Source organism: Asticcacaulis benevestitus DSM 16100 = ATCC BAA-896, assembly GCF_000376105.1.
Lineage (GTDB): Bacteria > Pseudomonadota > Alphaproteobacteria > Caulobacterales > Caulobacteraceae > Asticcacaulis > Asticcacaulis benevestitus.
This window is the reverse complement of record NZ_AQWM01000014.1, coordinates 72,556-99,288: the sequence shown is the minus strand read 5'-3', so window position 1 is coordinate 99,288 and position 26,733 is coordinate 72,556. Positions and strand designations below refer to the sequence as shown.

Annotated in this window: 26 protein-coding genes and 1 tRNA gene; 14 read left to right on the top strand and 13 right to left on the bottom strand. The window is 60.3% G+C overall.

Annotated elements, in window-relative coordinates; translation table 11 throughout:
• The first annotated feature begins 203 nt into the window (after window positions 1-203).
• Window positions 204-1,307: a cupin-like domain-containing protein gene (locus B060_RS0114460; RefSeq protein ID WP_018082513.1), complete on the top strand. Its 1,104-nt coding sequence runs from the start codon at window positions 204-206 to the stop codon at window positions 1,305-1,307.
• A 47-nt stretch (window positions 1,308-1,354) separates the two neighbouring features.
• On the opposite strand, the gene B060_RS0114455 is transcribed toward B060_RS0114460, so the two are convergent.
• The 8 genes from B060_RS0114455 to B060_RS0114420 form a co-directional block, all read right to left on the bottom strand.
• Complete coding sequence (locus tag B060_RS0114455) at window positions 1,355-2,500, bottom strand: aminotransferase (protein ID WP_018082512.1); 1,146 nt, start codon at window positions 2,498-2,500, stop codon at window positions 1,355-1,357.
• A gap of 112 nt (window positions 2,501-2,612) precedes the next feature.
• Window positions 2,613-3,647 (bottom strand): ABC transporter substrate-binding protein, encoded by a 1,035-nt coding sequence (locus B060_RS0114450; RefSeq protein ID WP_018082511.1) that lies wholly within the window; start codon window positions 3,645-3,647, stop codon window positions 2,613-2,615.
• A 107-nt stretch (window positions 3,648-3,754) separates the two neighbouring features.
• A complete protein-coding gene (gene mgrA, locus B060_RS0114445; RefSeq protein WP_018082510.1) occupies window positions 3,755-4,795 on the bottom strand; it encodes an L-glyceraldehyde 3-phosphate reductase in 1,041 nt (346 codons plus the stop codon).
• Between the two features lie 5 nt (window positions 4,796-4,800).
• Entirely contained in the window at window positions 4,801-5,220 is a 420-nt protein-coding gene (locus B060_RS0114440; RefSeq protein WP_018082509.1) for a GlcG/HbpS family heme-binding protein, read from the bottom strand.
• Window positions 5,221-5,292: 72 nt separating this feature from the next.
• Window positions 5,293-5,553 (bottom strand): DUF6587 family protein, encoded by a 261-nt coding sequence (locus B060_RS0114435; RefSeq protein ID WP_018082508.1) that lies wholly within the window; start codon window positions 5,551-5,553, stop codon window positions 5,293-5,295.
• A 1-nt stretch (window position 5,554) separates the two neighbouring features.
• Window positions 5,555-7,390 carry a ferrous iron transporter B gene (gene feoB / locus B060_RS0114430; protein ID WP_018082507.1) on the bottom strand — a complete coding sequence of 612 codons (1,836 nt, stop codon included), beginning with the start codon at window positions 7,388-7,390 and terminating at the stop codon, window positions 5,555-5,557.
• A 1-nt stretch (window position 7,391) separates the two neighbouring features.
• Window positions 7,392-7,631, bottom strand: a complete 240-nt coding sequence (locus B060_RS0114425) for a FeoA family protein (protein ID WP_018082506.1) — start codon at window positions 7,629-7,631, stop codon at window positions 7,392-7,394.
• Between the two features lie 105 nt (window positions 7,632-7,736).
• Complete coding sequence (locus tag B060_RS0114420) at window positions 7,737-8,420, bottom strand: TetR/AcrR family transcriptional regulator (RefSeq protein ID WP_018082505.1); 684 nt, start codon at window positions 8,418-8,420, stop codon at window positions 7,737-7,739.
• 338 nt (window positions 8,421-8,758) lie between these two features.
• Here B060_RS0114420 and B060_RS0114415 point away from each other — a divergent pair, with 338 nt between their 5' ends.
• The 4 genes from B060_RS0114415 (at window position 8,759) to B060_RS24670 (ending at window position 15,487) form a co-directional block, all read left to right on the top strand.
• Window positions 8,759-9,946 (top strand): efflux RND transporter periplasmic adaptor subunit, encoded by a 1,188-nt coding sequence (locus B060_RS0114415; RefSeq protein WP_018082504.1) that lies wholly within the window; start codon window positions 8,759-8,761, stop codon window positions 9,944-9,946.
• Window positions 9,947-10,188: 242 nt separating this feature from the next.
• On the top strand, window positions 10,189-13,422 hold the full coding sequence (locus tag B060_RS0114410) for an efflux RND transporter permease subunit (protein ID WP_018082503.1): 3,234 nt from the start codon (window positions 10,189-10,191) through the stop codon (window positions 13,420-13,422).
• Complete coding sequence (locus B060_RS0114405) at window positions 13,422-14,825, top strand: efflux transporter outer membrane subunit (RefSeq protein WP_018082502.1); 1,404 nt, start codon at window positions 13,422-13,424, stop codon at window positions 14,823-14,825. The genes B060_RS0114410 and B060_RS0114405 overlap by 1 nt, the downstream gene beginning before the upstream one ends.
• Window positions 14,826-15,193: 368 nt before the next feature.
• A complete protein-coding gene (locus tag B060_RS24670) occupies window positions 15,194-15,487 on the top strand; it encodes a Dabb family protein (RefSeq protein WP_201768133.1) in 294 nt (97 codons plus the stop codon).
• A gap of 120 nt (window positions 15,488-15,607) precedes the next feature.
• Here the strand turns inward: B060_RS24670 and B060_RS0114390 are convergent.
• From B060_RS0114390 to B060_RS0114380, 3 genes are all read right to left on the bottom strand, one after another.
• Window positions 15,608-15,684: transfer RNA gene (locus B060_RS0114390), tRNA-Arg, on the bottom strand.
• A gap of 60 nt (window positions 15,685-15,744) precedes the next feature.
• Complete coding sequence (locus tag B060_RS0114385; protein ID WP_018082499.1) at window positions 15,745-16,737, bottom strand: LacI family DNA-binding transcriptional regulator; 993 nt, start codon at window positions 16,735-16,737, stop codon at window positions 15,745-15,747.
• A 160-nt stretch (window positions 16,738-16,897) separates the two neighbouring features.
• A complete protein-coding gene (locus B060_RS0114380) occupies window positions 16,898-18,304 on the bottom strand; it encodes a helix-turn-helix domain-containing protein (RefSeq protein WP_018082498.1) in 1,407 nt (468 codons plus the stop codon).
• 164 nt (window positions 18,305-18,468) lie between these two features.
• Between B060_RS0114380 and B060_RS27230 the strand changes: the two genes are divergently transcribed.
• The 7 genes from B060_RS27230 (at window position 18,469) to B060_RS0114350 (ending at window position 22,747) form a co-directional block, all read left to right on the top strand.
• Entirely contained in the window at window positions 18,469-18,627 is a 159-nt protein-coding gene (locus B060_RS27230; RefSeq protein ID WP_018082497.1) for a hypothetical protein, read from the top strand.
• Complete coding sequence (gene aceA / locus B060_RS0114370) at window positions 18,624-19,955, top strand: isocitrate lyase (RefSeq protein ID WP_018082496.1); 1,332 nt, start codon at window positions 18,624-18,626, stop codon at window positions 19,953-19,955. The genes B060_RS27230 and aceA overlap by 4 nt, the downstream gene beginning before the upstream one ends.
• Window positions 19,956-19,967: 12 nt before the next feature.
• Entirely contained in the window at window positions 19,968-20,177 is a 210-nt protein-coding gene (locus tag B060_RS0114365; protein WP_018082495.1) for a hypothetical protein, read from the top strand.
• 180 nt (window positions 20,178-20,357) lie between these two features.
• A complete protein-coding gene (locus B060_RS26180; protein ID WP_155847976.1) occupies window positions 20,358-21,038 on the top strand; it encodes a glycosyl hydrolase family 8 in 681 nt (226 codons plus the stop codon).
• A gap of 171 nt (window positions 21,039-21,209) precedes the next feature.
• On the top strand, window positions 21,210-21,821 hold the full coding sequence (locus tag B060_RS26175) for a glycosyl hydrolase family 8 (RefSeq protein ID WP_023447476.1): 612 nt from the start codon (window positions 21,210-21,212) through the stop codon (window positions 21,819-21,821).
• Between the two features lie 252 nt (window positions 21,822-22,073).
• Window positions 22,074-22,289, top strand: a complete 216-nt coding sequence (locus tag B060_RS0114355; protein ID WP_018082494.1) for a zinc-finger domain-containing protein — start codon at window positions 22,074-22,076, stop codon at window positions 22,287-22,289.
• A gap of 2 nt (window positions 22,290-22,291) precedes the next feature.
• A complete protein-coding gene (locus B060_RS0114350) occupies window positions 22,292-22,747 on the top strand; it encodes a VOC family protein (RefSeq protein ID WP_018082493.1) in 456 nt (151 codons plus the stop codon).
• On the opposite strand, the gene B060_RS0114345 is transcribed toward B060_RS0114350, so the two are convergent.
• Complete coding sequence (locus tag B060_RS0114345; RefSeq protein WP_018082492.1) at window positions 22,748-23,038, bottom strand: hypothetical protein; 291 nt, start codon at window positions 23,036-23,038, stop codon at window positions 22,748-22,750.
• A gap of 89 nt (window positions 23,039-23,127) precedes the next feature.
• A complete protein-coding gene (locus B060_RS0114340) occupies window positions 23,128-23,418 on the bottom strand; it encodes a hypothetical protein (RefSeq protein ID WP_155847978.1) in 291 nt (96 codons plus the stop codon).
• A gap of 246 nt (window positions 23,419-23,664) precedes the next feature.
• On the opposite strand from B060_RS0114340, the gene B060_RS28250 reads away from it, so the two are divergent.
• Entirely contained in the window at window positions 23,665-23,787 is a 123-nt protein-coding gene (locus B060_RS28250) for a hypothetical protein (protein WP_018082490.1), read from the top strand.
• A gap of 89 nt (window positions 23,788-23,876) precedes the next feature.
• Window positions 23,877-26,723: a DNA polymerase I gene (gene polA / locus B060_RS0114330; protein WP_018082489.1), complete on the top strand. Its 2,847-nt coding sequence runs from the start codon at window positions 23,877-23,879 to the stop codon at window positions 26,721-26,723.
• Window positions 26,724-26,733 lie beyond the last annotated feature (10 nt).

Below are 26,733 nucleotides of genomic sequence, written 5' to 3'. Positions count from 1 at the left end.
ATAATGGCACGAATGCCACACCCTTGATGCAGTTTATCAGGCGTGACGTCAGTTTGCTTTTAAAGCACTTTCTTTAAAAGCCACCTTATGGTTGTGACTGATATTTTGCACGCCAACACCAAGCCGCCTAACCAAATGAGGTCCCACTTGAAAAGGCAGGCCTGGGCTCAGCCCTTGCCTAGAGCCTTGTCAAGCTTACAGCCATGACGTACCTCAAAGAGCAGTTTGTCGCCCTCAATACCGGCATTGCGCCACTTTTCGAGATCACCGCCATGTCACAAACGCCTACACACCCATCTCTTCCGGCTGTCGACACAGTTGAGAGCCTGACACCGGAAGCCTTTGCGCGCGATATCCTGCCTTCCGCCCGCCCCGTCCTCATCAAGGGTTTGGTAACGTCATGGCCGGCTGTGGCTGTGGGTTGCAAAGGCCCTGCCGCCATGGCTGATTATCTGAAAGCTATGGACACCGGCAGGCCCACCACAGTTCTGGAGTCCTATAACACCAGCCAGGGCCGCTTCACCTACGGGCCCGATATGAGCGACTTCAATTTCAACAAGCGCCTGAAATCGATTTCCGCCGGGCTGGATCAGTTGCTCAACGTCCTGGAACACCCCAATCCCCCTTACATCTATATCCAATCGACAGTTATTCAGGACTATTTGCCCGCATTCCTGAAAGAGAATGTCAGCCTGCTGCTGCCGCCGGCCATTCAGCCGCGCATATGGATCAGCAATGGCACCACGGCCCAGACGCATAACGATAACGATCACAATATTGCCTGCGTGGTCGCCGGGCGGCGCCGCTTCACGCTCTTTCCGCCAGAGCAATTGCCCAATCTCTATATCGGGCCGATGGATCACACACCTTCCGGCCGCGCCATATCGCTTGTGGATCTGGCGAATCCGGATTTCGACAGATTTCCGAAGTTTCGCGAAGCCCTGGCCACCGCTCAGGTCGCGGACATGGAACCGGGCGACGCACTTTACCTGCCAAAGTACTGGTGGCATCAGGTAAAATCCCTGACGCCCTTCAATGTGCTGGTGAATTATTGGTGGGGCAACAACGCAGGAACAGTGGAAAACCCCATGTCGTCGTTTCTGGCCGCCCTGCTGTCACTCAAGAATCTCCCCCCTAGCGACAAGATCTACTGGAAGACAATGTTCGATCATTACATCTTCCAGACCGAAGGCGATCCAATGGCGCATATCCCACCCGCCTATCAGGGTGGGCTCGGCCGCCAGACCCCAAAACAACGCGCTGAAATTTTCGCGTCCCTCAAAGACCTCATCGAGGGTCGAGGCTAAACAGGGTTAAGATTCAACCGTTGTTTTCGTTAACCCTTTTGTGCGAATCAACGATTGACTTTGCTTAAAGCCACGGCACCCTTGTTCAGGCTCTCGCGTGATTTGGCGAAGCACAGACGCAAGACCGCCAGGTCGCGACCCGTCTCGCAAAAGGCTTGCAAGGGGATGGTGGCCAGGCCATGATGCCTGACCAAATCATAGGCGACATCCAGACCCGAACCGGTGATGCCGGAGGCGCGCAGGTCGATATTGAGGAAATAGGTGCCTTCAGCCGGCAGCAGATGAAAGCCCGCCTCGGTCAGCAGACGGCTGAGATAGTCACGCTGTCTTTTCAGTTCATCCAGCGCCGTATCGAAACGCGTCTGCGGCAGGTCAAGCCCAAAGGCGACAGCGTGTTGCAAGGCTGGCGGCGTGGCGAAGGTGATGAACTGGTGCGCCCGCGCCACCTGATCGATCAGCGCCTTGTCGGCGACCACGAACCCGACCTTCCAGCCGGTGAGCGAGAAGATCTTGCCGGCCGAACCGATCTTGATCGAGCGTCGCGCCAGGCCCGGAATATGCAGCACGCTGACATGATGACGATCAAAAACGACCTGCTCCCATACCTCGTCGCTCATGACGTAAGCATCAAAACGCTCGCAATAGTCAGCCAACAGGGAGAGTTGCTCACGCGTAAAACAATGGGTCGTCGGGTTGTTCGGCGTGGTGATCAACACCAGTTTCGTCCGGCTGGTAAAGACCGCTTTCAGGTCGTCATCGCTGAATTGCCAGTATGGCGGTGAAAGCTGGACGATGCGCGGGATGCCGCCAGCGCGCCGGATCAGCGGCACATAGGCGTCATACATCGGCTCGAACACCACCACCTCATCGCCCGGCGTGATCATAGACAAGATCGTCGCGCAGATGGCCTCGGTAGCGCCGGAGGTAATCAGCACCTGCGTATCGGGATCGAGCTTAAGCCCCTGCTGACGCTCGTAAAAATCTGCCACCGCCTGACGCAAAACCGGCAGTCCTCGCATCGGCGCATACTGGTTGGATTGCTCCATAAGTGCGCGCGCGGCGGCTTCAAGCACCTCCGGGAAACCGTCAGTTTCGGGAAAACCCTGACCGAGATTGATCGCACCACGCGTCTTCGCTTCCAGCGACATGATCTCGAAAATACTGACGGGCAAATTGCCGAAGACAGGGTTCATAGCGGGCCTCGGAGGAAAGGAATCGCCTCATCCATAGCATAAGAGGCCCGAAGCCTGGGGAGAAGCTTCGGGCCCTGATTTGAACGGATGACCTGCGGGAGGGATAAGGACCTCAGGCCTCGACGCTCAAATTTTGTTTTGCGGCCTGCAAGACGGACGGATCGGTCCAAGCGGCAATCTGGCGGTGCTCCGGCAGCAGGTGGCGGTGTTTCAGCCAGTCCTGCAAATCTTCCAGAGCCGCCAGCCGTTCCGGCTCCAGCCCCAGCTTCGCGCTGGCGCCGAGCAGGTCACCATAGGCGGTCGCCGCGTCATCGCTTTCGACCTTGCCCTCGATAGCGGCCTGTTTGATGGCCTCTTTCGGGAAAGCCTCCGCCCAGTGCGCGGCCTCGATCAGGTTGCCAAGCAGGCGCGTAACGATATCGGCGCGACCTTCGAGCAGCACGTGATCCACCGTGACGGCGCGCAGTTCGACCAGACCAGCAAGACGCGGATGGCTGTAGATATCCTCGGCCGTAAAGCGATGCACTTCTTTCAGATGCGCGGAACGCACCAGTTCCAGGCCCTTGGCACCGAACAGGATGGCGACATCGCTCTGGCCACCGAGCAAGGCCTCAACCTCGCGCCGCGCCACATCGCCAAACGGCACGCTCGGATGATCGGCCACCACCGGCACGAACTCGATGTCGGATTTGGTAGTGCCGGCAACATCGAGCACGGTTTCCCAGGCGCGCAAGGATCGCACCTGCGCCGGCGAAAAATTACCCGCTTCCTTGATCAGGCTAAGGCGACGCCCAACCAGATCGCGCAAACCGTTGATCGGCTGGCCAGGACGGGTCACCACGCTGACCGAGTGATAGGTCTGGCCGATCGCCAGCAGGCGCGAACGTTCGTTCTGACCATGCGCCCATAAGGCGGTGGCAGCGTCGGCTTCGCGGATCAGGTTCGGTAGACTGTGATCGAGGTGCCCCTGCCGCACGCTCGGCGTCGAGTTTTCACGCACCGACACCAGATGGACATTTTCACGCAGGAATTCACGTTGGAAAACGCCGCGGTTAGCCACCAGCCCCATGGCGGTCAGGGTCGGGCAGCGGGCGTACCAGATGAGGGGGGCAGGCCTCGGCGGTTCAGAGGTGCGAAATTTCGACATAGGCAATTACCTTCACTACAGGCAATACCATATCAAATCAGTGTGGTTTTGTCGGGCGATGAAATATCGCCCGACAGTTGAGTTAAATTAAACCCTGTCAAAAAAATTTACAGGGTTGACGACACCTTCCACAGGTCGATGCCGCCTTCGGTGGCGAAGGTGTCGATATTGGCCAATTCGGCCTCCGAGAAGGCGAGATTATCGAGCGATTTCAGCGTGTCGGCCAGTTGCTCGACCGTGCGTGCGCCCACCAGCGCCGAGGTGACTCGCGGATCGCGCAGAACCCAGGCAATCGCCATCTGTGCCAAGGTCTGACCACGGCTTTCGGCGATCTTGTTAAGCTCGCCGATACGGCGGATATTGTCGTCGGTGATCAGTTTTTGATTGAACGAACCGGCCTTGGCGGCGCGGGCATCGGCCGGAACGCCATGAATGTACTTGTTCGACAACATGCCTTGCGCCAGGGGCGAGAAAGCGATGCAGCCCGTGCCCAGTTCGCCCAGCGTATCGAGCAGGCCTTCCTCGATCCAGCGGTTGAGCATGGAATAGGAGGGCTGATGAATGAGCAGCGGCACGCCCTCGCTTTTCAGGATGGCGGCGGCCTGTCGGGTCAGTTCGGGCGAATAGGACGAGATACCGACATAGAGCGCCTTGCCCTGGCGGTGCAGATGGGCCAGCGCGCCCATGGTTTCTTCCAAAGGCGTTTCCGCATCGACACGGTGCGAATAGAAGATATCGACATAGTCGAGCCCCATGCGCTTCAGGCTCTGGTCGCAACTTGCGATCAGGTATTTGCGCGAACCACCAACATCACCATAGGGCCCCGGCCACATATCCCAGCCGGCCTTGGTCGAGATCATCAGTTCATCGCGGTGCGCCTTGAAATCGGTGGCCATCACGCGGCCGAAATTCTCTTCCGCCGAGCCGTAGGGCGGACCGTAGTTATTGGCGAGATCGAAGTGCGTGATGCCATGGTCAAAAGCATGATGCAGAATAGCGCGACCGGTCTCGAAGACATCGACGCCGCCGAAGTTCTGCCACAGGCCCAGCGAAATGGCGGGCAATTTCAGACCCGAACGGCCGCAGCGGCGATAGGGCATGGAGATGTAACGGTCACTTGCGGCGACATAGGGAACGGGAAAAGCCATGAGTTTCAGTCCAGTGCGTTAAGGATTGCGGTGATGCCGATAGTGGCGATATCAAGATCTTCGACGCCCGACAGGCCGCTGACCGCGACGGCGCCAAGGCATTGCCCCTTGTACATGACCGGCGCGCCGCCGTCCCAGCCGACATAGCGCGAATCGCCGTGATAATGAACGTCGGAACCATCCGCCTGGGCGTTACGGCCGAGATCGCCGGAAGGACCACGCACGCGGGCAGCGGTATAGACCTTGTTTTGCGCGATCACAATCGACGGCAGAGCGCAGCCATCGGTGCGCCACAGGGCCAGCAATTCGCCGTGGCTGTCACCGACCGCCACCACGCCGGGCTTGCCGCGGTTTTTCAGTTCGGCCACGCAGGCATCGATAGCCAATCGCGCCTCGGCCTCGCCCAGAGTCAGTGTGGTTTGCATGTTCGCTCCCGGTTTTTATATCAACCTGAATAGGGAGCCGCCGGCAGGACTGTCAAGCCAGCCCGTCGACAATCAGTCCTTGATCTCGAAGCTAGTCGAGCAGCCCTTGCAGCTTCCACAGCCCGAACCGCAGCCACTATCCGGCGCTTCGACCGGCTGCAGCTTCTGGCCGATGGACTGCACCACCGCCGGCAGATCGGCGCGATTGAGCGCTTTTGAGCCCCTGACCTGGAGATCATGGCTCAGCTTCGGCATCAGCCGACGCAACATCTGCAGGGCGCAGAAGGCGACGATCGCCGTGATGATCACTGCCTGAACGACGGAATAGATCATGTCAGTGCCCCACAAAAAAATGAGTGATCTGATAGGTAATGAAGGCCGCCACATAGGCGAGCGCGAAGAGATAACCGGCCGTGACGCCGACCATCTTCCAGGAATTGGTTTCGCGCCTGATGACGGCCAGCGTGGAGAGGCATTGCGGCGCGAAGACATACCACGCCATCAGCGAGAGGGCCGTCGCCAGCGTCCATTGCGACGAGATCAGCGAGCCCAGTTGCGTCGCCACGGTGTCATCGCTGCCGGAAATGGCATAGACCGTGCCCAGCGCCGAAACCGCGACTTCGCGTGCCGCAAGGCCCGGTATCAGCGCCACGCAGATCTGCCAGTTGAAACCGATGGGCGCGAAGATCGGCTCGATCCAGTGCCCCACCATGCCGGCAAAGGAATAGTCGATATTGGGCAGGGTGCCGCCTTCGGGCTTGCCGGGGAAGGTGCTGGCGACCCACAGGAGGGTATTGACGGTGAAAATGATGCCCGTGATGCGGCGCATGAAGATCATGGCGCGCTCGCCAAGCCCGATGGCCAAGTTCTTGACGTGCGGCAGGCGGTAGGACGGCAGTTCCATGATCAGCGGATGCTCGCTCTTGTCCTTGCGGAACAGGGCGATGACCAGCGACACCATCAGCCCGCTGAAAATGCCGGTGATATACATGGCGAAGAGCACCAGCCCTTGGAAGCTCAGGAAACCGAACACCTTGGTGTTGGGCAGGAAGGCGCCGATCAGCAGGGCATAGACCGGCAGGCGCGCCGAACAGGTCATCAGCGGCGCGATCATGATCGTGGTGATGCGGTCACGGATATCATGGATCGACCGCGTGGCCATGATGCCCGGAATGGCGCAGGCATGGCTGGACAGCAGCGGAATGAACGAGCGCCCGGTCAGGCCGGCCTTCGACATCAGGTTATCGAGCAGGAAGGCCGCGCGCGGCAGATAGCCCGACTCTTCAAGGATCAGGATGAAGAAGAACAGGATGATGATCTGCGGCAGGAAGACGATGACCGCCCCTAAGCCGCCGATCAGGGCGTCGGCGATGAAGCTTTTCAGCAGACCGTCTGGCAGGGTTTGCGTCACCACGCCGCCGAGCCACGCCATGCTGGCCTCGATGGCTTCCATGGCCGGCGTCGCCCAGGTGAACACCGCCTGGAAGACGACAAACATGATGACCATCAGGATCGGAATGCCGAGGAAGGGATTGAGCAGGATGCCATCAAGCCGGTCATCGATCAGCGATGTTCGTTGCGGCATGACGACGGCGGCATTCAGAATACGACGGACATCACCGTGGAGATCACCGGTCTCGCGGATATCCGGCACATGCGGCGCGACGTTAGCATCGAGATGCGCCACCAGATCGGCGGTGCCGTTGGCCTTCACAGCCACGGTTTCGATCACCCTAACGCCGAGTTCGGCTTCTAACTTGGCAGTGTCGATGGTGATGCCGCGCTTGCGGGCCGCGTCCATCATGTTGAGCGCCAGAATCATCGGCCGGCCGAGGCGCTTGACCTCCATCACAAAGCGCAGGTGCAGACGCAGGTTGGTGGCGTCGGCCACGCACACGATCAGATCCGGCATGGTCTCGCCTTCGCGGCGGCCAAGGCAGATATCGCGGGTGATGATTTCGTCCGGCCCCATGGCATCCAGGCTGTAGGTGCCCGGCAGATCGAGCACCTGAACCTTGCGGCCAGAGGGCGCAATGAAATGGCCCTGCTTGCGCTCGACGGTGACGCCCGCATAGTTGGCCACCTTCTGACGGGCGCCGGTAAGCTGATTGAAAAGAGCCGTCTTCCCGCAGTTCGGGTTGCCGACAAGAGCGATCGTGAGCGTATCCATTCTAGGCGGCCTGCTCCACCATCACTCTGGCGGCTTCCGAACGGCGCAGGGCGAAGCGCGTAAAGCCGATCTGGATCAGCAACGGATCGGCGCCGATGGGACCGCGGCCGACCACACGCACCGGCTCGCCATCGACGAAACCCAGTTCACGCAAGCGGTTGCTGATCAGATCCCCGTCATGGGTATCGATCACGCCGGTCACCAGGCCGGGGGCAAAAGCGGGCAGTTCAGTCAATTTCATAAGCGTCACTCACACGGTTGCGAATGACTATCATTTATGGGCATAGCAGGTCAAGCGACTGCGTTCTATTCTCAGGGCTTACGGCCATTTGCCACGCGAAACAGCTCAGGGAAAGAGGAAGCTCGTCGTGGCATCGACGATCTTTTGCAGATCCGCACGGCTGGCGCCGGCGCGGGCGCGTACGGCCAGGCTGGAGGTCAGCGAGGTAATCATCTGCGACATCACCTTCGGGTCCTGATTGGAGCCGATATGGCCCAGTTCCTGCGCCTTGGTGAAGAAGCGCTCGAAGCGCAAATCGAATTCCTCGATCGTGCCCTGCAAGACGCTCATGATCGATTCGTGGCGCGGCGCTTCGTTAAGCGCGGTACACATGAAGGCGCACCCCAGGCATTCCTCGGTTTCACCCGTGTAGGAGCCGATCATGATATCGAAATAGCGATTGATGATATCCCGCAGCGTGCCATCGTTACCCGTACATTGCAGCACGACATCAAGCTGGCGGCTGATGTTGTTGCGATAGCGCTCCATGGCCTTGAGGTAGAGGGCTTCCTTATCGCCAAACGTGGCGGCGAGGCTGGGTCGGCTGACCCCGGTGGCGGCGGAAATATCATCGAGCGAGGTGTTGGCAAAGCCGCGCATCCAGAACATTTCCAGCACGGTTTCCAGCACCACATCGGGATCGAAGGCACGCGGTCGGCCGCGCTTGCGCACACCGGCGCAGGCTTCCGCATCCACGGCTTGTCCGCCACACACCGCATCGGGCAGCTCGAACGTTTTCAGATCATCCATCACGGCACGCTACTCCCAAACCAAAACTGTTCTGACCTAAATGTGTCAGTTGCCAGTTTTTGGCACAAGTCCAGACTAATCCTCTTTAAGCGCACGGGCCACCCTAAAAAATCCATATGGATATAAGGGTTTTCCGCTCGCGTTTGAGGGGTATAACATATTTATTTGCGATGTCGCATAAAAATATGTTTACAAAATGACATCGTCGGACTATTTAAATGCGACGCCGCATTAAATTAGGTTTTTGTGCCGAGATCACAAGCCCTCATCCGCCACCCCATGCAGCCAAGTTAAGTGTACCTCCCCTCTCCTTCCTTTCTCCCCAAAGGATCTTTGTTATGTTCGACCCCATTGTCTCTTCCATCAAGCTTGAACGCTACCGTAAGGCGCTCGTCGTGGCCGCCGTCTCTTTGAGCGTACTCGCCGTCGCCGGTATCGGCACCGCCCTCACCACCCAGGCCGCGTCACAAGCCGCCGCCCCCGCCGCCACACCCGTTACGGTTGCGGTGGTTGCCACGCAAAACGTCAGCGTCTGGGATGATTTCTCCGGCCACCTCGAAGCCGTTGACCGCGTGGAAATTCGCCCGCGCGTCGCCGGCGCCGTCAAGGCCATCCACTTCCGCGAAGGCGCGCTGGTCAAGGCGGGCGACCTGCTCGTCACCATCGACCCGGCCACCTATCAGGCCGAAGCCGCCCGCGCCCAGGCCGATGTCTCCGCCGCCTCCGCCCGCCTGACCCTGGCCACCTCTGAACAGGCCCGCGCTCAGCGCCTATGGAACGATCACGCCATAGCGCAGTCGGAGTTGGAAAGCCGCACCAACGATCTGAAAGCCGCCGAGGCCAATCTGGCCGCGGCCCGCGCCTCGTTGCAATCGGCCAATCTGAACCTGAGCTATACGCAGGTACGTGCCCCGGTTTCGGGTCGTGTCGGCCGCATCGAAGTCACGGTCGGCAACCTCGTCGCCGCCGGTCCGCAAGCCCAAATGCTGACCACGCTCGTTTCGGTCAGCCCGATCTATGCCAGCTTCGACGCCGATGAAACGGTCATCAACCGCACCATCGCTGACCTCGGCACCGCTTCACTAGAAACCATCCCGGTGACGGTCGAGGCCGATAATGGTGCGCCGATCGACGGCCACCTGCAACTGATCGACAACCAGTTCGATGGCACCAGCGGCACCCTGCGCGCCCGCGCCGTGTTCCAGAATACCGAAGGCAAGCTCATCCCCGGCCAGTTCGTCCGTGTCCGCATGGGCGCGGCGCAAACCAAGCCGGCCGTGCTGGTCTCCGAACTCGCGCTTGGCACCGATCAGAGCAAGCGCTTCGTCTATGTGGTGGGCGCCGATCACAAGGTCGCCTATCGTGAAGTGGCGCTCGGCGGTACGGCCAACGGCCTGCGCATCGTCACCTCAGGCCTGAAAGATGGCGACCGCGTCGTGGTCAGCGGCATCCAGCACGTCGGTCCGGGCTCGGTCGTAACCGAGACCGTCGCCGCCATGGACGCAAAAACCAAGCCTGAAGCTTAAACCTGCTTAAGTAAGATACCCCCCACCACGCCCTTTGGGCGCGGTCCCCCTCCCCAAAACCAAGAGGTTTCAGGGAGGTATGAACTCCCTGCCCCTCCTAATACCTCCCTGAATTTCGCAGAAATTTGGGGAGGGGGACCGCGCGAGCTTGCTCGCGGGGTGGTGGGGTTTCTTGCTTCAAATTCCCCCAATTCCTCCCAATCCGCCAGTTCCATTTTCGCCCGCACAAAGGGGCCACCCAAATGAACCTCTCCAAATTCTTTATCGACAGGCCGATCTTCGCCGGCGTCCTGTCCCTGCTGATCCTCGTGGCAGGCCTGCTTAGCTTGCGCGTTCTGCCCGTTTCGGAATATCCGGAAGTCGTGCCGCCGCAGGTCGTGGTCCACGCCGCCTATCCCGGCGCCTCACCCGCCGTCATCGCCGAAACCGTCGCCGCCCCTATCGAAGAAGCGGTCAACGGCGTCGAAAACATGCTCTACATGTCGTCTCAGGCGACAGCCGACGGCCAGATGACCCTCACCGTCACCTTCAAGCTCGGCACCAATGCCGACCTGGCGCAACAGATGGTGCAGAACCGCGTATCGCAGGCCGAGGCCCGCCTGCCGGCCGACGTCCGCGCGCTCGGCATCACCACGCAGAAATCGCAATCGTCGCTGCCGCTGGTCGTCCACATCACCTCGCCCAACGGCCGCTATGACGTCACCTACCTGCGCAACTATGCCCTGCTGCACATCAAGGACCGCCTCCAAGCCATCAAGGGCGTGGGCCCGATCCAGATGTTCGGTGGCGGCGATTACGCCATGCGTGTCTGGCTCGATCCGCAAAAAGTTGCCGAGCGCGGCATGTCCCCTTCCGATGTCGCCGACGCCATCCGTTCAGAAAACGTCCAGGCCGCCGCCGGCACCATCGGTGGTTCGCCCGGACTGCCCGGCGTCGCCCTGACCCTCTCGGTCAATGCGCAAGGCCGCCTGTCCTCCGAGGAAGACTTCCGCAACATCATCGTCAAGACCGGCGCTGACGGCGCGGTGACCCGTTTGGGTGATATCGCCCGCGTCGAAATGGGCGCTTCGGATTACGCCCTGCGTTCGCTGCTCGATAACCAGAACGCCGTCGGCATCCCCATCTTCGAGACCGCCGGCGCCAACTCGCTCCAGCTCTCCAAGGAGGTTCACGAGACCATGGAGACGCTGAAGAAGGCCATGCCCGAAGGCGTCAGCTACACCATCGCCTACGACACCTCTGAATACGTTCACGAATCGATCGACTCGGTCATCCACACCCTGCTGGAAGCCATCATCCTCGTCGTGATCGTGGTCATCCTGTTCCTGCAGACCTGGCGCGCCTCGATCATTCCGCTGCTCGCCGTGCCCGTCTCGGTCATCGGCACCTTCGCAGTGATGCACCTCTTCGGCTTCACCATCAACGCTCTCACCCTGTTCGGTCTCGTTCTGGCCATCGGGATCGTGGTCGATGACGCCATCGTCGTCGTCGAAAACGTCGAGCGCAATATCGAAGCCGGCAAGAGCCCACGCCAAGCCACCTATCAGGCCATGCGCGAAGTCTCCGGCCCGATCATCGCCATCGCGCTTGTCCTCGTCGCGGTTTTCGTGCCGCTGGCCTTCATCACCGGCCTTTCCGGCCAGTTCTATCGCCAGTTCTCGCTGACCATCGCCATCTCGACCGTCATCTCGGCCGTCAACTCCCTCACGCTTTCTCCGGCTCTGGCAGCCCTGCTCCTCAAGGGCCACGACGCCCCCAAGGATGGCCTGACCCGCTTTATGGACAAGTGGCTGGGCGGCTTCTTTGGCGCCTTCAACCGCACCTTCAAAAAGTCGTCGGAATCCTACGGCAAAAGCGTCGGCAAGATCGCCAGCCGCAAGGGCCTCATGCTCGGCCTCTATGCCGGTCTCGCCGGCCTGGCCTTCCTGATGTTCCAGGTCGTTCCCGGCGGCTTTATCCCGCAGCAGGACAAGGCCTACCTCGTCGGTATGGTCAAGCTGCCCGATGGTGCCACGCTTGACCGCACCGAAGCCGTGGCCCGCAAGGTCTCGGAAATCGCCGGCAAGGAACCGGGCGTCGCCCATGCCCTCGCCTTCCCCGGCATGTCGATCAATGGCTTCACCATCGCCTCCAACGAAGCGGTCGTCTTCATGCCGCTGAAACCCTTCGCTGAACGCAAAGGGGCAGCGCTCAGCGCCGGCGCCATCGCCGGTTCACTGAACGCCAAACTCGGCGGCATTCAGGAAGGCTATTCGGTCATGTTCCCGCCACCGCCACTGCTTGGCCTCGGCACCACCGGCGGCTTCAAGCTCCAGCTCGAAGACCGCGCTGGCCTCGGCTACCAGAAGCTTGACGAAGCCACCAAGGCCTTCGTCGCCAAGGCGGCGCAAACCAAGGAACTGGCTGGCGTCTTCTCGGGCTATAACGTCAACACGCCGCAGCTTTACGCCGATATCGACCGCACCCGCGCCCGCCAGTTGGGCGTCTCGGTCAGCGATATCTTCTCGACCATGCAGATCTATCTCGGTTCGCAATATGTCAACGACTTCAACCGCTTCGGTCGCACCTACAGCGTCCGTGTCCAGGCTGACGCACCCTACCGCGCCCAGTCCGAGGATATCGGCAAGCTGAAGGTCCGCTCGAACACCGGCGAAATGGTGCCGCTGGCCGCCGTGCTGAAGGTCGACCCGACCTCCGGCCCGGTCACCGCCAGCCGCTACAACGGCTATCTGTCCGCCGACATCTCCGGCGGACCGGCGCCCGGCTTCTCGTCCGGACAGGCCCAGGACGCCGTCAAGCGCATCGCCGCCGAAACCCTGCCCGCCGGCATCGAATATGAATGGACCGAACTGACCTATCAGCAGATCCTGGCCGGCGACTCGTCGTCGCTCGTCTTCCCGCTGGTTATCCTGCTCGTCTTCCTCGTGCTCGCCGCCCAGTATGAAAGCGTCGTCCTGCCGATCTCGATCATCATGATCGTGCCGATGGGCCTGCTCTCCGCCATGGTCGGTGTGTGGATGTCCCATGGCGACAACAACATCTTCACCCAGATCGGTCTGTTCGTTCTGGTGGGGCTGTCAGCGAAAAACGCCATCCTGATCGTCGAATTCGCCCGCGAACTCGAATTGACGGGGCTCAATCCGCTGGAGGCCGCCATCCGTGCCAGCCGCCTGCGTCTGCGCCCGATCCTGATGACCTCGATCGCCTTCATTATGGGCGTGCTGCCCCTGGTGCTCAGCCACGGCGCCGGTTCGGAAATGCGTCACGCCATGGGGATCGCCGTCTTCTCCGGCATGATCGGGGCCACGATTATCGGCCTCTTCATGACCCCCTTCTTCTACGTGCTGCTGCGCGCCCTGTCCGGCAACCGTCCTCTGAAGTCACACACCTCCACCTTGGCCGGTGAAGACGACCACGACGACCTGCCGCCACCCGTTCAGCCCGCTCCCGCCAAGCTTAAACCGGAGGCTTTCTAATGAGCCGCTTCTTTATCCCCCTCACCTTCGCAGCCGCTCTTTTGAGCGGCTGCGCCACCGCCCCGCTACAACAGGCTTCCTTCGAGACGCCCGCGGCTTTCAAGGGCGCAACCCCCACCAGCGCTGCCCCAGCGGCTTCGCAAACGGCGCAAACCTGGTGGCTGGTCTTCAACGACGACGTGCTCAACACTCTGATGTCGCGCGCCATGGAGAAGAACAACGACATCAAGGTCGCCTATGGCCGTCTTGATCAGGCACAAGCCCTGCTCGGCGCTTCGAAAGCCGATCTGTGGCCGCAACTCGGCGCCGGTTATCAGGTCATCCACGGCGCCAACACCACCACGATCGGCGCCGGCACACAAAAGCCGGCCACCGGTCACGCCATCGGCGCCACCTTGTCGTATGAGGTCGATCTGTTCGGGCGCATCCGCAACGCCGCCAGGGCCGCCGATTTCGACGCCAAGTCGAGCCAGGCCCTGCTACTCGATACACAATTGCTGATCCAGTCGCGCGTCGCCCAGAGCTATTTCGCCCTGCGCGCACTCGATGAAGACCGCGCCATTGTGCGCGACACGCTGGAGGCCTATCGCGGCAGCCTGTCGGTGACCACGCGGCGCTTCGAGGAAGGCGATGTTGCCGAACTCGACGTCGCCCGCCTGGAAACCGAGGTGGCCTCTACCGAGGCCGCGGGCGCTGCGCTCGACCAGCAACGCGCCCAACTGGCCCATGCGCTGGCTGTGCTGCTCGGCGAACCCGCCAGCACCTTCGACGTGACCACGGCTTCCTGGGCATCGCAGCCCTGGGCCGGTTCTGTGCCGGTCATCCCGGCCGGCCTGCCCGCCAGGCTGATCGAAGACCGCCCGGACATCATCGCGGCGGAAGCTTCGCTCTATGCGGCACAGCGCCGGGTCGGCATCGCCAAGGCGGCGTGGTTCCCCACCCTTAGCCTGACCACCAATGGCGGCTATGCCGCCGGTGACGCCGGCAATCTGTTTGAAGACGTGGCTAAGAACTGGTCGCTGGCCGGTATCCTGTCACAAGCCATCTTCGATGGCGGCCGTCGCAACGCCAATATCGATTACAGCAAGGCAGGACTTGATATCGCCTTCGCCGGCTATCAGCAATCGGTGCTGGCGGCCTTTGCCGATGTCGAGGATCAGTTATCGGATATCAGCTATCTGAGACAGCAGCAGACGGCGCAGGATCAGGCAGTTGCGGCCGCCACCCGGGCCATGGCCATGTCGCAATCACGCTACACCAACGGCTCATCGTCTCAGCTTGAGGTTCTGGATGCCCAGCGGCAATTGCTGGCGATCCGCCGGCAGGCCCTGCGCGTGCGGGCTTCACAGTATCAGTCGACGGTCGGTCTGATCCGGGCGCTCGGCGGAGGTTGGACCACCTGACCTGGCGGACAGGCTGGTTCTTCGCAGGCGCGTCATCCAAAGTGTGGCGCGCCTGTTTTTATGCTTGGGAGAGGTTAGCTGCGATAAATCGAACGACGGCGGCGCGCATGGCGCGTGCTCGGGCGTGGCAGTTGCAGAGCCCAGGCCGCCGCGTCAAGTACAGCCCACATTGTGGCCGCGATGGGGAACAGCAGAATTTTTACAATTGAATTGCGTTTCGCCACGACGATTCATCCTTATCCAAGTGTTAAAGCCATAATTTGTTGCACCGCAATATGCAATCGTTGAGGCCAAAAAATGAAGTTTGCGACTCTTCTGAGCTCCATTTTATAAGGGGGCGGTAAAAACGACGCAAAGATGCAACGCTTCTGCCTCTTTTAAACTGGAATGATGGCATCAAGCCACTCACGGAGCACGCCACGATTCGCCATGTCGTACCGTTCCGCCTCCAACACGCACCCAACTCTGCCGAAGAGGCCGACTTTCTGAGCGCTAATCGCAAGCTGGCCGATATTCCGGGCGTGCAGGCCTTTGAGCTATCGCGTCAGGTCAGCCCGAAGAACGCCTTTACCTTCTGCGTCTCCATGGCCTTCGCCGATCGGGCCGCTTATGACGCCTATAATATCCACCCGGCGCATGTGGATTTCGTCCAGACCCGCTGACTTCCGGAAGTCGTTGATTTCATGGAAATAGATTTGATCTAACGTATGATCTAATCACTACAATTGAAATTATTTGATAAAAAACAAGCCAATAAGTAAAGGGTCCAAGGCTTGTGGCCCTGGCGCACCCAAGAGGATTCGAACCTCTGACCTCTGCCTTCGGAGGGCAGCGCTCTATCCAGCTGAGCTATGGGTGCCTGTGGCCAGATCAAGCTACCTAAGCTAAAGCGCAGCCACACTCAACCGCAAAAATCGCCTTATCCTGTTTTGTGCCGCGAACTGTCGCGCAGCACAAGTTCCGGCGTGACGACCAGACCTTCGTGCTCCTGCATACCGCCTTCATCGAGCGCGGCAACCAGCAGTTCCAGTCCGCGCCGACCGAGATCAAAGATGCCCACCCGCAGCGTGGTCAGAGGGGGCGAAGTGAAACGCGCGATCGGGATATCATCAAAACCAACCAGCGCCACGTCCTGCGGCACCTTCACCCCGGCTTCGCTGAGAGCCAGCAGGCAGCCAACCGCCATCATGTCGTTCGCCACGAAGATACCGTCGGGCAATGGCCCCGATGCCAGGAAGGCCTTGGCGCCGCGATAGCCGGACTCTTCGGTGAAATCCCCCTCGAACACTACCGGTGAGGGCTGGCGAACCGCCGACAAAAAGCCGCGCTTGCGCTCCTCGGCCTCGAAATTGTGCGACGGACCGGAGATATGCGCCAGGCGCTTGCAGCCCTGCTCCAGCAGGTGCTTGACCGCCGTGACGCCGCCGCCGAAATTATCGACGCTGATCGAGCCCTGCCCGCTGCCGATGCGGCTGGCGATGGTCACCACCGGCAGGCTGAGCGGCAAGATAGCCGCCAGATCATGCGATTCCACGAAGGGCGACATGACCAGCAGGCCATCGACACGCCCCCCCATGGCGCGCATCGCCCGCACGGCCTCATCGGGGTTACCGTGCGATCCGGAGACCAGCAGGTGCAGGCCGCGCGCCCGCGCCGCCACATCAACGCCGCGAATGATTTCGGCAAAGAACTCGCCATAGATATCGGGGAGCAACACGCCGATCGTATTGGTGCGCGAGGTGACCAGAGACCGGGCGCCGCCATGCGGCACATAGCGAAGGCGGGCGGCGGCTTCGAGCACGCGCACTTTCACCGCCTCGGCGACATTATCGAGGCCATTGATGGCGCGCGACGCCGAGGCGATCGACACATTGGCTTCACGCGCAACATCTTTAAGAGTGGCCCCTGCCATATGCTCTCCTTTGTTGAATCAGGTGTAGGGCGTTGAAGACGAAGTGTAAAGTTACTCTCCAGGTTTCAGTATGAAACCTGGCAAGGCCAAAGGCCGCCCGAGCATATACGAGGAAGCCCAGCCCTTCGAAAGAATTTGGCGGCGCCTGAGCTGTAAAATGTTAAAACGGAAAAGCCGTCACGCCCTTGATCCATTCATCGATCTGTAGTGCCTTGACCGCCGGGGGCGCGGCGCGTTCGCGGCAATTGGGCCGTTCGCACAGGCGGCACATCGGGCCGGTCTCGACCGCATTGGGTTGAGCCAGGTTCAGACCGCGCGCATAGATCAGCTTCTCGGCATATTTCAACTCGCAGCCCAAACCGATCGCCTGTTGCGAATAGGCGCCGTCGGCATAGGCGCTCAAATTGCGATCCAGCGTGCGCGCCAGGGTAAAATAACGCAGCTTGTCGGGTGTTTCAATGACCTGGGTGATGATGCGCCCGGGCGTCTGGAAGGCCTGATGGATGTTCCAACGCGGACAGGCGCCGCCATATCTGGAGAATGGGAAGTGTCCGGCGGCGAAGCGCTTGGACACATTGCCGGCGGAATCGATCCGCATCAGGAAGAAGGGCACGCCGCGACTGCCGGGCCGTGACAAGGTGGTCAGGCGCTGGGCCGCCTGCTCGTAGGACACCTGATAGGGTGCGCGCAACAACTCGATATCATAGGCATTGCTTTCCGCCTCATGCAGAAAGCGGCCGTAGGGCATCAGGGCGGCCGCGGCCAGGTAGTTCAGCAGGGCAATCTTGTAGAGCCGCGATGTGGCAAGATCGGGGGCTTTTGCCTTGTCTGTCATGGCATTGATGTCAGAGGCGTATTCGCTGAGCGCCAGTTGATAGAGCAGCGCGAAACGCCGCGACGATGGGCCCAACGTTTCCGAGATCATGAGCCGGCGACGGTGCGGATCGTAACGGCGCTGGTACATCATCATCACCTGCGCCGGCATGAAGCGGATATCAATGCCATACTGGTCCTTGAGCCGCCTTTGCGCCGCCTCTTCCAGCGTATGCGGATCGCCGCCGAGGGTGGCGAAAAGCTGCTCGCCCAGTTCGTCGAGTTCGGGGAAGAAGTTGTGATGGCTTTGAATCTGGTCACGCACCCAGTCGGTCGGCGATTGTTCGGCCTCTTCCGGAGTTGCCACCAGCGCGTCGCGTTTCCGGCGTTCGGTATAGGCACGATAGAGCCGCGTCACCGCTTCAGCGGCCATCGGGGAAGAGGCCACGAGTTCGGAGATTTCACGGCGCGGCAGGTGCAGATCCTTGAAAAGCGGATCGGCGAAGATTTCGACCAGATCGGCCTCACCCGCCGGCTCTGAATCATCCGTAAAGGTGCGCAGATCGAGATCATAGGTGGCCGCCAGCTTGAGAAGCACCTGCGCCGTCACCGGGCGCTGGTTGCGCTCAAGATGATTGAGATAGGAGGCCGAAACGCCGAGATCGGTCGCCATCTGCGTCTGGGTCAGGCTGAGATCATGGCGCAGCCGCTTGAGACGTCCGCCAAGGAAGAGTTTGCGATCGAGTTCAGCCATGACGCCCTCCAGATGCAAGTATTGTCATGAATTTACAAACCTTACAATGTCACAATTTTCCAAATGACGCCATTTTGGCTGCAAGAACCCTATATTTCCTTAAATTTTAAGCGCTTCATGTCTTCACACTCAACAGCGGCACGCCGCAGATGATGAGACATATTATGACAGAAGTGCCCATACCCACACCTTTTGCCAGCCCGTTCGATATGGCCACGCTCTATGCCGCCGCCTTCGGACTGTTTGCGCCAGGCCTGCTCATGGCCGCCCGCCGCCAAATGACCGCATCCACACCGCAACCCTCACAAGGACAATCGACATGATTATGTCTAAGACCACCTTCCAGGATTTGGTTCCCTCCGCTCCACAAGGCCGCTTTGACGGCATCACCCGTCCCTATTCTGCCGAAGACGTCCTGCGTCTGCGCGGCTCCTTCCCCATCCAGCACACGCTCGCTGAACGCGGCGCCAACAAGCTGTGGGATCTGCTGCACAGCGAACCCTTCATCAACAGCTTAGGCGCCATGACAGGCAATCAGGCCATGCAGATGGTTCGCGCCGGCCTGAAGGCCATCTATCTCTCCGGCTGGCAGGTCGCGGCGGATAGCAACACCGCCTCCTCCATGTATCCCGACCAATCGCTCTATCCGGCCAATGCCGCGCCCGAACTGTGCAAGCGCATCAACAAGACCCTGCAACGCGCCGACCAGATCGAGCATTCCGAAGGCGGCGCTAAACGCGACTGGTTCGCGCCGATTGTCGCCGATGCCGAGGCCGGTTTCGGCGGGCCGCTCAACTGCTTCGAGATCATGAAGGCCTTTATCGAAGCGGGCGCTGCCGGCGTCCATTTCGAGGATCAACTGGCCTCGGAGAAGAAGTGCGGCCATCTGGGCGGCAAGGTCCTGATCCCGACGCAAGCCCACGAACGCGCCCTGACCTCTGCCCGTCTCGCCGCCGACGTCATGGGTGTGCCAACCCTCGTCGTCGCCCGCACCGATGCAGAAAGCGCGCAACTGATCACCTCGGATATCGATGAGCGGGACCATCCCTTCATCGAGCGTGAAAACCGCACGCCCGAGGGGTTTTATCGCCTGAAGCCCGGCACCGGCCTTGACCACTGCATTGCCCGCGGCCTGTCCTATGCCAGCGTGGCCGACCTGTTGTGGTGGGAAACCTCGCACCCCGATCTCGAAGATGCCCGCAAGTTCGCGGAAGCCGTCCACAAGGTCCATCCCGGCACGCTGCTGGCCTATAACTGCTCGCCGTCCTTTAACTGGAAGGCCAAGCTCGATGACGCCACCATCGCCCGATATCAGCGCGAACTCGGCGCCATGGGCTACAAGTTCCAGTTCGTCACCCTGGCCGGTTTCCACTCGCTGAACAATTCCATGTTCGAACTGGCCGATGGTTACCGCGATCGCGGCATGGCGGCCTATTCGGAACTGCAACAGCGTGAATTCGCCAATGAAGCGGCCGGCTACACCGCCACCCGTCACCAGCGCGAGGTCGGCACCGGTTACTTCGACAAGGTGGCCCTGACCATCAGCAACGGTCAGTCCTCCACCACGGCAATGAAGGCCTCAACAGAAACCGCACAGTTCGCGCTCAAACAGCAGCGCGGTAGCGCATCGCAAACTGTGGCAGCTGAATAAGGAGACATGAAAATGGAAACCCTCAATCGCCCGCAAGCCATCATCGAGTTCTGCCTGGCGCCCCTGCACCTCAACCCGCAAAGCGAGGCCGCGCAGGAGGTGTATCGCCGGCTTGAACACGTCATCAAAACCTACCAGTCGAAAATTCCGCAACCGGTGTCGGTCGATTTCTCGAACATGCCGCCAATCGTGATCAATGAAGCGGCCCACGGCTACGAATAAGCCCTGGCACCCGCTTGGTCTCCGGCCATGCGCCCTCTTCAAACCTGCGAAGAGGGCGCAGCCGTGTTCACGCTTTCCCAGACGCAGATTGCATGTCATGCTGACGTCACAGGGACCATCGACGCGGCCATAACGGGGACAACCCCGCCCCGCGTAACTTGACCAGGATAGACAAATGACATGAGAAAGCACCTTGTGCTGACAACCGGTGTTACCGCTATCATACTTACGCTCGCCATGCCCGCCCTGGCCGAACGCCTTGCAGCGCTTGTCCCCGCGGTCAAGGCCTATCCCGGCGAAGGCACAGGCGCCTACAAGACCGGCCATTATCGCAACCTGTTCGTGGAATGGCTGGGCCACAGTGAAGCCGAGACCGCGCAACGGATCGAGGACACGTTCCAGCAGCATTTCCATGGCGATGGTCAGGAAGAGCGCATCTATTTCGAGACCAGCGCCAATGCCGATGGCACGCTCGCCTATATCACCGACTGGGCCAATAACGACGCGCGCTCCGAAGGCATGAGCTATGGCATGATGATCGCCGTGCAGCTTGATAAAAAGCGTGAGTTCGACGCCCTGTGGAACTGGTCGAAGACCTATATGCTGACCACCGATCCGCAAAATCCGTCGCTGGGCTATTTCGCCTGGTCGATGGGCACGGATGGCTCAGCGCGCGCGGTGGGCGCCGCCCCCCCCCGATGGCGAGGAATATTACGCCATGGCGCTCTATTTCGCGGCGCACCGCTGGGGCAATGGCCAAGGCATCTACAATTATCAGGCCGAGGCCGACAAGATCCTGAGCGGGATGCGCCATCACCCGGCCGTCACCGCCACCACGTCATTCCGCATCCACCCCGGTGACGCGCCCTTCGTCGAGCCAGCGACACCCTGGCCCAGCCCCAATAACCGCACGGCGCAGGCCCAAGCGCTAAAGGATGGCAAGCCGTGGCCGCCCTATCGCCCCCCGCGAACGCCGCATTCGGTAACGGTCGGCCCGATGGTCGATCAAGCCCACACCATGATCCGCTTTGTGTGGCTGAAACCAGCATTCCGGGCACCGACGCCTCCTATCACCTGCCGGCCTTTTATGAACTGTGGGGCCGCTGGGGTCCGGCCGAGGATCGCGCCTTCTGGCTCCGTGCCGCCGATGTCAGTCGTGACTTTTTTGACAAGGTCAGCGATCCGAAAACCGGCCTGGCGCCGGATCGCAGCGAATTTGACGGCACCCCGGCCATGGGCTGGGATAGCAAGCCCAGCACCTTCGCCTATTACAGTTGGCGCACGGCCAGCAACTGGTCAGTAGACTATAGCTGGTGGGGCAAGGATGCGCGGGCGAAAACGCGCAGCGATCGTATCCAGGCCTTCCTGTACGGCCAGGGCATCAGTACCTTCGCCGATCGTTATACGCTTGACGGCCAGCCGCTGCCTGATCGTCACTCCACCGGCATGGTGGCGGCCACCGCGGTTGGCAGTCTTACAGCCACGCCGGGCGAGGTCTCGGACGCCTTTCTGAAAGAGTTATGGAATACGCCAGCGCCGGCCGGCGAGCAGCGCTATTTCGACGGTCTGGTTTACCTGATGAGCCTGATGCACCTCAGCGGGGAGTTCCGCATCATCGAAGCGACGACGGAGCGGAAGGACTAGCCTTCATCCGGATGGAAGGCCGCTTTCACCTTCGCATCGGGAGCAGGAGCCACACACTATGCCTTGCGGCAAGGTTTTCATGGTTTGAGCGAAAGTGCAAATTGCGCACCGCCGCAATTTGCTTTAAGGCGCTCACAGGCCGCGCAGGCTCGCCGCAACAGCAGCGGCGCACGCTTGTGCTTGCCAAATTCAATCGAATAAGTTCAATTGAATTTGGAACGTTTCTAATTTGTCCCAAAGGCTTTGCGCATCATGAGCGACATCATCCCTCCCCCCGAAGTCATCTATGTCGACGCCCACAAGGTCGCCTGTAACGGCGGTGGCGGCGCGCTCGGTCATCCACTGACCTATTACGATCTCGGTGAAGACGGTACGGCTGAATGCGGTTATTGCGACCGCAAGTTTGTCCATAAAGACCACGCGCATGACTATGTCGATCCGGCGCCGCGTCCGGAAGGCGACCACTAAATATGCGTTTTCTGCACACCATGGTGCGGGTACATGACCTCGACGCCGCGCTGAGCTTCTGGTGTCAGGGCTTAGGCCTGATCGAGACCCGTCGGATGGAGTCTCAGGCGGGCCGTTTCACGCTGGTCTATCTGGCAGCAAAGCTCGACGAAGACCATGCCAACGCCTTCAAGGCCCCCGAACTGGAACTGACTTGGAATTGGCCGGATACCGACGGCAAGGCTGAGGTCTATACCGGCGGCCGCAATTTCGGCCACGTCGCCTATGAGGTTGACGACATCTATGCCGCCTGTCAGCACCTCGCCGACATGGGCGTGGTGATCAACCGTCCGCCGCGCGACGGCCACATGGCCTTTGTGCGCTCGCCGGACGGCGTTTCGGTCGAACTGCTGCAAAAGAATGGATCGCTGGCGCCGGCGGAACCGTGGGTTTCGATGGCCAATACCGGAAGCTGGTAATCAGCCGAAGGCGTAGGATGACTCAACGCACAGTACATGCGCGGTCGCCAGCCTCACTAGATGCGTCAGGGCAAAATCCGGACCGATCTCGCCCGTCGCGGCCAGCGCCAGGGTATCGGCCAGGCGGGTCTCAATACCTGGGCCGTTCAGGTGGCACAGGTCAGGGCGACAAAAGTGCACAAGATCCGCGACCGCCTTGGGCCCATCAACGCGCCGGTCGAGAAAGGCCTCAAGCACGCGGCTCACAGCGATGCGCAGGCGGGTTGGGTCGGTCTCTTTCATCATGGACATGGGGGAACTCCGGTTTTTATACTGCCATGTTCATAGCCGAAAAGGCACTTTGCTGCACTGCGGCATAACGTCATCCGCCCCGAGCGGGATCAGCCCAAAACCGACAGGTGATCCGCCTCCACGGTCTTCGCCGTCGCCAGCCGGATGAGATGTGTCAGGGCGCTATCCGTGCTCACCTCTCCGACCGTGACCATGGCCAGGGTCTTGGCCAGATAGCTATCCAGGCCTTCGCCGTCATGACCGACAAAGTCAGGATGGCACAGCTTCAAGAGGTCAGCGACCGCGTCAGGCGGATCGATATCCCCGCGTTGGAAGAGTTCGAGAATGCGGCTGATATTAATCCGCAAGGCTGTGTGATCGGCATCCTTAAGCATAGACATGAGGCGACTTCCATTTCCTTATTAAGATTATGGATATTATGCACGAAACCTCTGCCGCTGCACTGCGGCATATTGCCCAATAGCAACACCCGCCCGATAAGCTTAACGCAGAGTTAGCTATCACGGACTTGTGGATTGCCTTTGCCGCCATAACGGCGTTTCGTAAGGTGTAAGGTCGCCGCAAAAAGACGGCCCAGACAGCCGCAGGGTTGCGACGTCCGCACATACTCCGTTTGAGGTGCTGACATGACCAAGGCCGCTATCGCCGCCGATCACCGCTCATCGTTTTTAGACGCCGCCAAAGCCTTTGCGCTCTTGCCGGTGGGTCTGGCGCTCGTCATCTATCTCGCCTGCCGCGAACGATGGTGACTTAATTTGGCCCGCAGCTTTGATTTGGTATAGGGATCATATGGCCTTATGAAAGGCCAACGTCGATTCCCAGCCGAACAGAGCCTTGAATGTCAGAAGCCACACCCGAAAAGCAAAAACGCCTCGTCCTGATCGATGGCTCCGGCTATATTTTCCGTGCCTATCACGGCCTGCCGCCCCTGACGCGTAAGTCGGACGGCCTGCCGATCGGCGCCGTCAGCGGCTTCTGCAACATGCTGTTCAAGCTGATCAAGGAAAACCGCGGCGACGACGCGCCGTCGCATTTGGCGGTCATTTTTGACGCCGGCTCGAAGACCTTCCGCAACGAGCTTTATGATCAGTACAAGGCCCACCGTCCGCCGGCGCCGGAAGACCTGATCCCGCAATTCCCGCTGATCCGCGAGGCCACGCGCGCCTTCGGCCTGCCAGCCGTCGAGATGGAAAATTTCGAGGCCGACGACCTGATCTGCACCTACACCCATCTGGCCAAGAAAGACGGCTTCAAGGTCACCATCATCTCGTCCGACAAGGACCTGATGCAACTGGTCGATGATGATGTCAGCCTGATGGACCCGGTCAAGGGCACGCTGGTCGGCCGCGAAGGTGTGATCGAGAAGTTTGGCGTGCCGCCCGAACTGGTGGTCGATGCCCAGGCCCTGATCGGGGATTCCGCCGATAATGTGCCGGGCGCCCCCGGCATCGGCGTCAAGACCGCCGCGCAACTGCTGCTCGAATACGGTAATCTCGATAATGTGCTGGCGCGTGCCTCCGAGATCAAGCAGGAGAAGCGCCGCCAGACGCTGATCGACTTCAGGGAGCAGATTCTTCTGTCACGCCAACTGGTGACCCTGCGATGCGACTCGCCTACGCCGGTCGATATCGATACCTTTATCCTCAAAGAACCCGAGCAGGACGTGCTGGCGGCCTTTCTGGCGCTGATGGAGTTCAATACGCTGGCCAAGCGTGTTGGCGGCAATAGCTTAAGCCTGCTGCAGGCTTCGTCAGCGCTCGACAAGCTCCCCACCGCGCCGATCCTGCGTCCGCTCTACGGCGCGCCGAAAAAGGGCCCTGCCGAGGCTGCCATCCAGCCGGTGCACCGCGAAACCTACGAATGCGTCCAGACGATGGAAGCGTTAGAGAAGTGGATCGCCTGCGCCTATGAAGCCCACGTCATCGCCATCGACACCGAGACCGATGATCTCTCGGCCTCCCATTCCGGACTGGTCGGCATTTCGCTGGCAGTCGGTGTCAATCAGGCCTGCTATATTCCGCTGGCGCACACCTCCAATGAGGGTTTTGATTTTGGAGATGGCGGCGGTCTCCAGCAGATCGATTTCAAACAGGCCATAGCCGCCCTGAAACCACTGTTCGAAAACCCGACCATTCTCAAGGTCGGCCAGAATATCAAGTACGACTTGTCGGTGCTGCACCGCCACGGCATTGATGTTACGCCTTACGACGACACCATGCTGATCTCCTATGTACTCGAAGGCGGCGTGCACGGTCACGGCATGGACGAACTTTCCGAACTGCACCTTGGCCATACGCCGATCACCTTCAAGCAGGTAGCGGGCTCCGGCAAACAGGCCAAGTCGTTCAAATATGTCGGCTTGAAAGAGGCAACCGAATACGCCGCCGAGGACGCCGACGTCACCTTGCGCCTATGGCACATTCTTAAGCCACGCCTGGCCCAGCAAGGTCTGCTGACCGTCTATGAGACCCTGGAACGCCAGATGCCTGCCACACTCTCCGAAATGGAACTGGCCGGCATCCGCATTGATCCCGCCATTCTGCAAAGCCTGTCGCACGATTTCGGCACGCGCATGAACGCCATCGAGCAGGAGGCACAGGCGCTGGTGGGCCGGCCGTTCAACATGAACAGCCCCCAACAACTCGGCGCCATCTTTTACGACGAAATGCAGCTTCCTGGCGGCAAGCGCACGGCGTCCGGCCAATGGGCCACGGACGTCAAGGTGCTGGAAGAACTGGCGGAAAGCGGTCAGCCACTCGCCAGAATGCTGCTCGATTACCGCCAGATGGCCAAGCTGAAAGGCACCTATACCGACGCGCTCGTGGGATATGCCGACAAGACGACCCAGCGCATCCATACCAGCTTCCACCTGGCGGCTACGCCGACCGGACGCCTGTCGTCTAATGAGCCGAACCTGCAAAACATCCCGATCCGTAACGCCGAAGGCCGCAAGATTCGCCAGGCCTTTATCGCCAAACCTGGCCACAAGCTGATCAGCGCCGACTACAGCCAGATCGAACTGCGCATCCTGGCCCATATCGGTGACATTCCGCAGCTAAAACAAGCCTTTGCGCGCGGTGATGATATCCACGCCATGACCGCCTCGGAAATGTTCGGCGTACCGATGGATGAGATGACCTCGGAAATCCGCCGTCGCGCCAAGGCGATCAATTTCGGCATTATCTATGGCATTTCCGGTTTCGGACTGGCCAACCAGCTCGGCATAGAGCGCGGCGAGGCTGGCCGTTACATCGAGACCTATTTCGACCGCTTCCCCGGCATCAAGGCCTATATGGACGTGACCAAGGCCTTCGTAAATGCGAACGGGTTCGTAACCACCCTGATGGGCCGCAAGATCCATATCCCCGAAATCAACGGCAAGGGCGCGATCAAGTCCTTCGCCGAGCGCGCCGCCATCAATGCGCCGATCCAAGGCACCGCTGCCGATGTCATTCGCCGCGCCATGATGCGGATGCCGAAGGCGCTGCTGGATGCCGGTTTCGCCACAAAAATGCTGCTACAGGTCCATGACGAACTGATCTTCGAGGCGCCGGATGCCGAGGTCGAGACCGTGATGCCACTGATCAAGGACATCATGTCGAACGCTTACCTGCCGGCCTATGAGATCAGCGTGCCGCTGGTCGTCGAGGCCCATGCCGCGCTCAACTGGGATGAGGCGCATTAGTTCTCAAACG